Raw genomic sequence first — 8,363 nt, 5'->3', positions numbered from 1 at the left:
CAAGTTAGTATATGTTTCCCTTGCTTGTAGGTCAGTCTTGCTCTCTCAAAAGCAGATTGTTTCCGAAGTTTCCTTCTTCAGACAAAAAAGAACCCCAAACGAGCGTAGATTACTCGTTTAGGGGATAGAGGTAGTTCTATTCATTGTTTATTTTTACTGCTGTTTTCTCCAGTATATTAATTTCATATTTCTCATTTGGAAAAGGAAACTCCTCGGTAGTGTTAAGTATGTAAATATTTGAGTTAGTAGTTGGTTCGAGCTTAACAAAGTAATTTACATCACCCCAAGATACACCTGTGATCTCCTTTGTAGGAAACTCTAAATGAATTCTTATTTCCTCCAATGTCTGGGTATTCTTTAAATATAAGCGAGCTGAACTATTTTTCTGAAACAAATTAATTAGTTCCATGCAGTATTCAAATCTACCATCCGGTGTCTGCTGTATGGAATCAGTTCTTATTTTTTCTGTTAACCACCCACTCGTCTCTACGTTTTTATACAAATGTGGTGTCATTAAAAGCATGGTAATGATGATAATTAAAACCCCAATGAACTCCCACCACCTAGATGGACTCCACTTTTTCAATAATAGAAAACTAGAAACGACTATCAATAAAATTGAGGGTATACCTAGATACAAAAGTATTACCGTGGAAATCAAGTCTATACCGCGTTGAAAATTTGCAGTCGAGCCAAGTACAAACCAGATAACACCTGATAAATTAACGAGTATAGTGATGATCCAAATTAACTTCACCCACAATCGCATTGGGCATTCCCCCTCCTGCTAATTAATCTAGTTTCGCAGTAAGATTATTTTTTACCTTTTTGGTTCCACATAAAATTTTGCGAGATACGGCGTTATATATTTTTTCCACCTTTCAACATTAGAGTGCATTGCAGAGTGAGCCTCAATTGGGTCGTACTCCTCCCCTAATTCAATTTTTATATTTGCTGCATTTGTATACTCCCGTTTGGCTTCGCCAAGTAACCATACGCTTCCCCCATTTACCTGTACACCATCTCGTTCATTGTAAACATGTAGATGCTGTCCCACTGGATACTCTAAATAATATTCAAGTTCCCTTACAGGAGTAGCAATAGTAACAAGCGTTTCCACCTGAATTCCTTCATGTTCCAAAACATTTGCTGCTAAAATTGATACATTTCCGCCATGACTATGACCAATTAGCCGAATTGGTTTCTTCTCATTACCTTTAATACTTCGCCAATTCATGATCTCGCTTGCCAAAGATTGTGCTGCCTTTACCCTTGCCGTATTATCGTTATCACCTGACCACTCAAATTTTCTTACATCCTCTTTATATAAACCTTTGAAATACGTAACAAAATCATCCTTCCAAGTAGAATTATCCGAAAACGTCCCATGAACTAGCCATGCATCATGTCCTGTAGGATCAATATACCTAACCGGATTGTTGTGACTATACGTATACCTGTTGAGCGTCAACGGATTATCCACTTGCCCTTTATACGTATCCTCGGATATAAACCTACCTATCTTCGTATCGTAATACCGAGCACGCAAATAGTAAAAACCGCTCTCTTTATCATACATTTCCCCCGCATACATAAACGAGTTAGAAATCGTCTCCTTGACCTTATCCGCAATCAAATTGCCCCAGATGTCGTAATCATACGTGTTCAGAACCTTACCTCTGCTAACTCCGTGTCACTATCTTCCTCTATGTAGGCTACACTTCGATCTTGAGATAATTCCTCCCTCTCGCTTTCAGTTAAGGTAGCCACCATAATTTTGGAGCTGAGCTGTTGCACAGACGTTCCTTGAATGGCGCTCCTTTTCGTTCGTTTACTGTCCTTGAAACCAATCAAGTATGTTTTGCTTTTTTCCGTTGCACGCACCTGCTCAGGAACCGCTTGCAAAAACAGTAAAGAGAGCAGAATAAATACGTTACAAATACTGACGGAACGGATGAATTTACTATTCATCTCTAAGACTCCCTTCCCCATACCGGTTCAAAACCGAAAAAATAAGTACAGGTAAAATTATTCAAATATTCCTTAAACACACAATTCGAATTATAATAAATTCCTTATATTGGATTAACAGGAAATAAAGACAAAAAGACGTTCTTAGACAAGAACGCCTTTCTCTTTTGCTTATTTATCCCCTCATCTGCCCTGCAATCGTCAAATGCGCCTCACCTGCTACACGAATAACAGGCTCCCCTCCAGATCGATCAACCGTTACATACAGCTTTCCTGGTCGATCAATCGCATGTCCTTGCCCAATGACGAGCTCTGTCACTTGTCCAGCGGGCAGCAACTCTTCCAATGCCAGATAGCCAGCCAGAGCCCCATTTGCAGCACCTGTTACAGGATCCTCCGCAATCCCGATCGCAGGCGCAAAATCTCTCGTGTACAAGTCATAGCCTTCAGGAGCATCCCACGTAAACAAATGGGTGGTTGTGATGCCGTGCTGCCTATTCATTTCTGCGAGCGAAGCGAGCAATGGCTGGGCTGCATCGATTGCCTGACGGGTGCGGACTGGAACGAGTAGATGCCTATTTCCAGTGGAAGCGAGCTTCATCGGATAGCGATCATCCAGATCGGCCAATGTTATGCCAACAAGCCTCGCTATCTCTTCGCTGTCTAAATCAATCTCCTTCACAGATGGCTTGATTTGGGTCATTTCTACTCGCTGTAACTGGCCATCCTCCATCACCAGTTGAACAGGAATCAAACCAACGTTTGTCTCAAACACGATACGACTACCCTTTTCCAACCATCCACGCTCTGTCGCCAATAGCCAAGCAGAACCCACTGTCGCATGGCCGCAAAAATCGATCTCAACCGAAGGAGAAAAATAGCGAATGCGAAAATCAGCTTCTGGATGGTCGGATGGCATCAAAAAGGCAGACTCAGGAAGATTCAACTCATTGGCAATTTTCTGCATTTGGTGTAAAGTCAAAGTACCTGCTTCCGGGATGACGCCCGCGGAATTGCCTTCAAACGGCTCTCTTGTAAAGGCGTCCACATGATATACGCTCACATGATTCATGGTTATTTCTCTCCTTTTATTTAACAAATGCTTCTCTTGCTTTTCATCTTAAAGTGATGCAACCGCGCTGTAAAATGAAGCTTTCGCATACCAACCATGATAAAAACTTCATGAAAGGAGAAGCTCTATGACTCTGTTTCAAATGGAAGTCCTTGTGGCTGTCACCACCGCTGGCAACTTCACGCGGGCTGGGGAACAAATCGGATTGAGCCAGTCGGGTGTAAGTCATACGATCGGCGCACTGGAGAAAGAGCTCGGTGTTTCCTTGTTCACCCGCAATCGCAGTGGTGTTAAGCTGACCACAGCTGGCGAAAAAATCGTCGCCTCGGCCCGGATCATATTGGATAACGTCTCAGTGATTAAACAGGTGGCTGCCGAATCAGGCGAGCATGTGGAGGCAACGCTCCGGATTGCTTCTTTTCCCAGCGTAACCGCTCAGCTCCTACCAAAATTGCTAAAGTCGATAGAAAGTCACTATCCGCATATGCAAACAAAGCTATATGAAGGAAGCTATCAAGAAATAAAAGAATGGGTTCGCTCGGGGGTTGTCGATGTCGGTTTTCATGTGTGGCCCGATGACGAGCTGGAGGGAATCCTGCTGACGACAGACTCCCTGCATGCTGTCGTGCCAGCCAATCATCCTTTGGCAAAAGAGCACTCTCTCACCTTGGAGCAATTAGCCCGCGAATCGTTTCTCATGCCTATGGCGGGTTGTCACTTGTTGATTGGCGCGGAGTTTGCCAAGGCTGGGCTTACGCCAAATGTTTCCTATGAAATCGCTGATAATACAACGATACTAGCCATGGTAGAAAGCGGTGTTGGGGTGACAGTCGTTCCGTCACTGACTCTACCAGCACAACTACCCGATGTCGCTGTCAAAGAAATCACGCCGCCTCTCTCTCGGCAAATCGGCTTGGCTGTACGTTCGCTTCGTGAAGCCCCACCTGCCGTTCAAGCTTTTTTGCGGGAGGCAGAGCGCATTGCACCTACACTATAAAAAGGACGTGCTTCTTCGTTGAAAAAATGGCTCATTCTCCTACTCGCTCTCTCCGTGATCAGCAGTGTGATTTTAGGAATTACCATTCAAGCCGGTACGTTGGTGCCATTGATTAACCAGAGTTTTTTAATCGGCCTTTTCCTGTTGATCGTAGGGAGTATTGCCGTCGTGACACGCTCTGGGTTTTTTACGATTTTTCTGCGTGGATTCAAGCAGTTGAAAGGGATGTTCTTTCGCAAGCCGCGCATGATGGACAGTGACATCGTTCAAGCTAACGACCCTGCTTTCGAAGAAAAGAAGGAGTCGTTCGTGCGAATCGGAACCTCGCTTTTTCTTACATCGGGTACTGGACTGATTGTCTTCTCAATCGTTCTTACCTGTTTCTACTATTTATAATCTCACAAGAAAGGGCTGTCCCAACGATCGGGAACAGCCCTTCCTCCTCTCTTACGACTCTAACAAATGGCATGCCACCCAATGCCCGGGTTGTGCCTCCTGCCATCTCGGCACTTCTTCCGCACAACGAGGTTGAACGAGTGGGCAGCGTGTACGAAAACCGCAGCCACTCGGCTTGTTCGCTGGACTCGGCAAATCTCCCTGCAAAACGATACGCTCTCGCTTCACCGTCGGGTCAGGCACTGGCACAGAAGAGAGCAAAGCCTGCGTATAGGGGTGCAACGGACGAGCGTACAGCTCATAGCTCGACGCCAACTCGACCATTTTTCCCAAATACATGACGCCAATCCGGTTGGAAATATGTTTGACCATGGACAGATCATGCGCGATGAACAAATAAGTCAATCCACGATCATGCTGCAAATCCTCCAATAAATTAACGACTTGCGCTTGAATCGAGACGTCGAGTGCGGAAATCGGCTCGTCCGCAATGATAAATTCCGGCTCTACTGCCAACGCCCGCGCGATTCCGATCCGTTGGCGCTGTCCCCCACTGAATTCATGCGGAAAACGCTGCGCATGGTCCTTATGCAAGCCCACTAGATGGAGCAGCTCCGCCACACGCTCTCGTCTCATCCCGCGGTTCAAATGGTGGATGTCTAAGCCCTCTGCAATGATATCCTCGACGGTCATACGCGGGTTCAGACTTGCTTGCGGGTCTTGGAAAATCATCTGGGCATCCCGATTGAACTGCTCCGCTTCTTTTCCCCGAAGCTGATGAACATTCTTCCCTTTGAACAACACCTCGCCATCTGTATGGTCATACAGGCGAATAATCGTCCGACCTAACGTAGACTTCCCGCAGCCACTTTCACCGACCAGACCGAATGTCTCCCCTTTGTTGATCGTAAACGAAACACCATCGACTGCTTTCAAATCAAATCCCGTTCCAAGCGAAAAATACTTCTTCAAATCGCGAACATCAAGCAACGCTTCTGTCATACTCCCTGCCTCCCCGCTGCCACCAGCTCCTCTATTCGCGGTGCCCGTGGATCGTGAAGCCAGCAAGCAGCCTGATGTCCACGACCGAATTCGTTCTTCACAGGCATCTGCTGTTCGCATATCTCCATCGCAAAATCACAACGGGCAGCAAACGGACAGCCGACTGGCGGATGAAATAAATCCGGCGGACTGCCTTCGATGGGAACGAGCCGTTGCTTTTCGCCTTCATCCAGACGCGGAAGAGAACACATCAGTCCCCATGTATACGGGTGACGAGGATTTGCAAAAACATCCTCAACCGTCCCAGTCTCTACCACCATTCCCGCATACATGACAACCATGCGATGAGCAATCTCGGCTACAACTCCCAAATCATGCGTAATAATCACCACCGATAACTCCTGTTCCTCTTGCAGTCGCTTGAGCAAATCCAAAATCTGCGCCTGAATCGTCACATCCAGTGCTGTCGTCGGCTCATCCGCAATCACCAGCTTGGGTTGGCAAGCAAGAGCAATCGCAATGACCACTCGCTGACGCATCCCTCCGCTGAATTGGTGCGGGTACTGATCGATTCGCTTTTCCGGATCGGGAATTCCTACGAGGGAAAGCATCTCGATCGCTCGCTTTCGCGCTTCCTCTCTCGATACTCGGTGGCTGCGAACGAACCCCTCTACGATCTGTGTCCCTACCTTCATCGTCGGATTGAGCGCTGTCATCGGGTCTTGGAAGACCATGCCGATCTGCGTTCCGCGAATACCCAGCAGCTCTTTTTTGAGCAGGTGGCTAATTTCGGCTCCTTCAAATACAACCCTTCCCCCGACGATTTTTCCAGGTGGATCAGGGATTAATCCCATGATCGCTTGAGCCGTAACGCTCTTGCCACATCCACTCTCCCCTACGATGGCAACCGTCTCCCCTTTGTCCACGTAAAAGGACACACCCCGCACGGCCTGAACCTCTCCGCCATACGTGTTGAAATTCACTCGCAAGTCATCGATTGTCAGCAAATGCTGATTCATCCTCATTCCCCCTGTCGTCTCTAATCGCGTAGACGCGGATCAAGCGCATCCTGCAAACCGTCGCCGAATACGTTGAAGGCGAACATCGTCAGCGAGATCATCAATGCCGGGAAAAACAGTCGCCACCAATCGCCCGTCAAAATAACGCCCAAGCCATCGTTTGTCATCGTCCCCCAGCTGGCGACGGGAGCTTGTACACCGAGTCCAAGAAAGCTGAGAAACGACTCAGCAAAAATGGCCGATGGAATCGTAAAGGTCAAATTGACGATAATGACGCCAAATGTGTTGGGAATCAGATGCTTGAGCAAAATTCGTGAAAACTTTGCTCCCAGTACTTGGGCAGCCAGAATGAACTCTTGATTTTTCAATTGCAGGATTTGTCCGCGCACCAACCGCGCCATGCCAACCCAACCCGTAGCAGACAGGGCAATAATAATCGTCAGCATTCCCGGCTCCATTACCACCATGAGCAAAATGACGACCAGCAAATACGGCAGCCCATACAAAACCTCGATAATACGCATGATGATCGTATCGATGCGATCCCCTCGTTTGCCTCGTCCTGCCATATAGCCTGCAATCCCCCCGACGGTCACTCCGATGACCAGGTCGATCAATGCCGCGACAATGCCAATCGTCAAAGAAATCCTCGCCCCATACCACGTACGGGCAAACATATCACGTCCCAGCTCATCCGTACCGAACCAATGCTCTGCGGAGATTTCCTGATTTTTGGTCAGCAAGCTCTGATCGGAATAACTATACGGCACGAGATTCGGGCCAATGATCGCCATGCCAACCAAAGCGAGAATAATGAACAGCCCGAGCATAGCCAGCTTGTTTTTCAGCAGCTTCCGAATGACCTGCTGCCCATTGCTGAGACTGGGTCGTGCAATGACATTCGCCTGCGTGTTTTTCGCCAACGGACGAAATAACGGGTCTACTTTGTGCTCCATCGCCACAGTTTATCTCGCCTTGTTGGTCAGCTTGATCCGCGGATCTATCAGGGTGTATGCGATATCAATCAGGAAAATGGTAAAAATCAGAATCGCACTATAAAAAATCGTCGTACCTAAAATGACCGGATAGTCACGGTTGAAAATGCCGTCTACGAAATACTTGCCAATGCCGGGAATCGCAAAGATTTTCTCCACGACAAAGGTCCCCGTTATCAAACTGGCAATCAAAGGTCCGAGAAAGGTGACAACAGGCAGAATCGCATTACGAATTCCATGTCTGACGACGATGATAAACATCGGAATCCCCTTTGCTTCTGCTGTTCGAATGTAGTTCTGGTTCATGACTTCAATCATGCTGGCACGCATGTAGCGGGTAATGACTGCAACTGGACCAAAGGCGAGCGCCAGTGAAGGCAGTATCGTATGCATCCAGGTACCCCATGTCGCAACCGGAAAGAGCGGCAGCTTGATCGCGAAAAAATTGATCAGAAGCGGTGCCATAATAAAGCTCGGGATCGCTACCCCCAATACGGCAAGCGCCATGGCAACGTAATCCAGCCATTTGTTGCGATTAAGCGCTGCGATAATGCCCAATGTAATGCCGAAAAGGAGTGCGACCCCGATCGCTTGCGCACCCAACCAGGCAGATGCAGCAAAGCCATCGGAAATCATGTCATTGACTCCACGAGAGTCTGACTTGATGGATGGACCCAAGTCGAGAATTAACAGATTTTTCAGATATAAAATGTATTGAACAGGCAACGGCTCGTCCAGGTTGTATTTGGCACGTAAATTATTGAGAATTTGCTCTGGCAACTGATCCGACTCGGAGGCAAACGGGTTCCCCGGAATGGCATGCATCAAGGCAAACGTCAGCGTCACGATAATCCACAGGGTGACGAACATCATCAAAATACGTTTTACCAGATAGTTTGACATGGAAGTCC

9 protein-coding genes and 1 pseudogene are annotated in these 8,363 nt (G+C 47.4%); 2 read left to right on the top strand and 8 right to left on the bottom strand.

Translation table 11 applies throughout. The features are described 5' to 3' along the window. Positions 1 to 136: 136 nt before the first annotated feature. From ACUUHJ_RS09750 to ACUUHJ_RS09735, 4 genes and pseudogenes are all read right to left on the bottom strand, one after another. On the bottom strand, positions 137 to 769 hold the full coding sequence (locus tag ACUUHJ_RS09750; protein ID WP_472298798.1) for a hypothetical protein: 633 nt from the start codon (positions 767 to 769) through the stop codon (positions 137 to 139). A 51-nt stretch (positions 770 to 820) separates the two neighbouring features. After that, a pseudogene (locus tag ACUUHJ_RS09745) lies at positions 821 to 1,678 on the bottom strand (RHS repeat-associated core domain-containing protein); the annotation flags it as partial. After that, the gene (locus ACUUHJ_RS09740) at positions 1,666 to 1,971 is read right to left on the bottom strand and encodes a hypothetical protein (RefSeq protein ID WP_472298797.1); all 306 of its coding nucleotides are present in this window, start codon (positions 1,969 to 1,971) and stop codon (positions 1,666 to 1,668) included. The gene ACUUHJ_RS09740 and the pseudogene ACUUHJ_RS09745, both read right to left, overlap by 13 nt. A 175-nt stretch (positions 1,972 to 2,146) precedes the next feature. Beyond that, the gene (locus ACUUHJ_RS09735; RefSeq protein ID WP_472298796.1) at positions 2,147 to 3,043 is read right to left on the bottom strand and encodes a PhzF family phenazine biosynthesis protein; all 897 of its coding nucleotides are present in this window, start codon (positions 3,041 to 3,043) and stop codon (positions 2,147 to 2,149) included. Positions 3,044 to 3,170: 127 nt separating this feature from the next. On the opposite strand from ACUUHJ_RS09735, the gene ACUUHJ_RS09730 reads away from it, so the two are divergent. Together ACUUHJ_RS09730 and ACUUHJ_RS09725 are read left to right on the top strand one after the other, a co-directional pair. Further along, positions 3,171 to 4,040, top strand: a complete 870-nt coding sequence (locus ACUUHJ_RS09730) for a LysR family transcriptional regulator (protein WP_289677101.1) — start codon at positions 3,171 to 3,173, stop codon at positions 4,038 to 4,040. 18 nt (positions 4,041 to 4,058) lie between these two features. Next, positions 4,059 to 4,436: a DUF3899 domain-containing protein gene (locus ACUUHJ_RS09725; RefSeq protein WP_056497658.1), complete on the top strand. Its 378-nt coding sequence runs from the start codon at positions 4,059 to 4,061 to the stop codon at positions 4,434 to 4,436. Between the two features lie 51 nt (positions 4,437 to 4,487). On the opposite strand, the gene ACUUHJ_RS09720 is transcribed toward ACUUHJ_RS09725, so the two are convergent. The 4 genes from ACUUHJ_RS09720 to ACUUHJ_RS09705 are packed head-to-tail and all read right to left on the bottom strand — an operon-like array spanning position 4,488 to position 8,355. Beyond that, positions 4,488 to 5,438, bottom strand: a complete 951-nt coding sequence (locus tag ACUUHJ_RS09720) for an ABC transporter ATP-binding protein (protein WP_472298795.1) — start codon at positions 5,436 to 5,438, stop codon at positions 4,488 to 4,490. Then, entirely contained in the window at positions 5,435 to 6,457 is a 1,023-nt protein-coding gene (locus ACUUHJ_RS09715; protein ID WP_472298794.1) for an ABC transporter ATP-binding protein, read from the bottom strand. Before ACUUHJ_RS09715 ends, ACUUHJ_RS09720 begins: the two co-directional genes overlap by 4 nt. A gap of 20 nt (positions 6,458 to 6,477) precedes the next feature. Next, positions 6,478 to 7,413: an ABC transporter permease gene (locus ACUUHJ_RS09710; protein WP_039960745.1), complete on the bottom strand. Its 936-nt coding sequence runs from the start codon at positions 7,411 to 7,413 to the stop codon at positions 6,478 to 6,480. 9 nt (positions 7,414 to 7,422) lie between these two features. Next, positions 7,423 to 8,355, bottom strand: a complete 933-nt coding sequence (locus ACUUHJ_RS09705) for an ABC transporter permease (RefSeq protein ID WP_472298793.1) — start codon at positions 8,353 to 8,355, stop codon at positions 7,423 to 7,425. Positions 8,356 to 8,363 lie beyond the last annotated feature (8 nt).

Source organism: Brevibacillus schisleri (genome assembly GCF_055685845.1).
The sequence above is the reverse complement of the archived record's forward strand: the minus strand, read 5'-3'. Positions and strand labels throughout refer to the sequence as shown.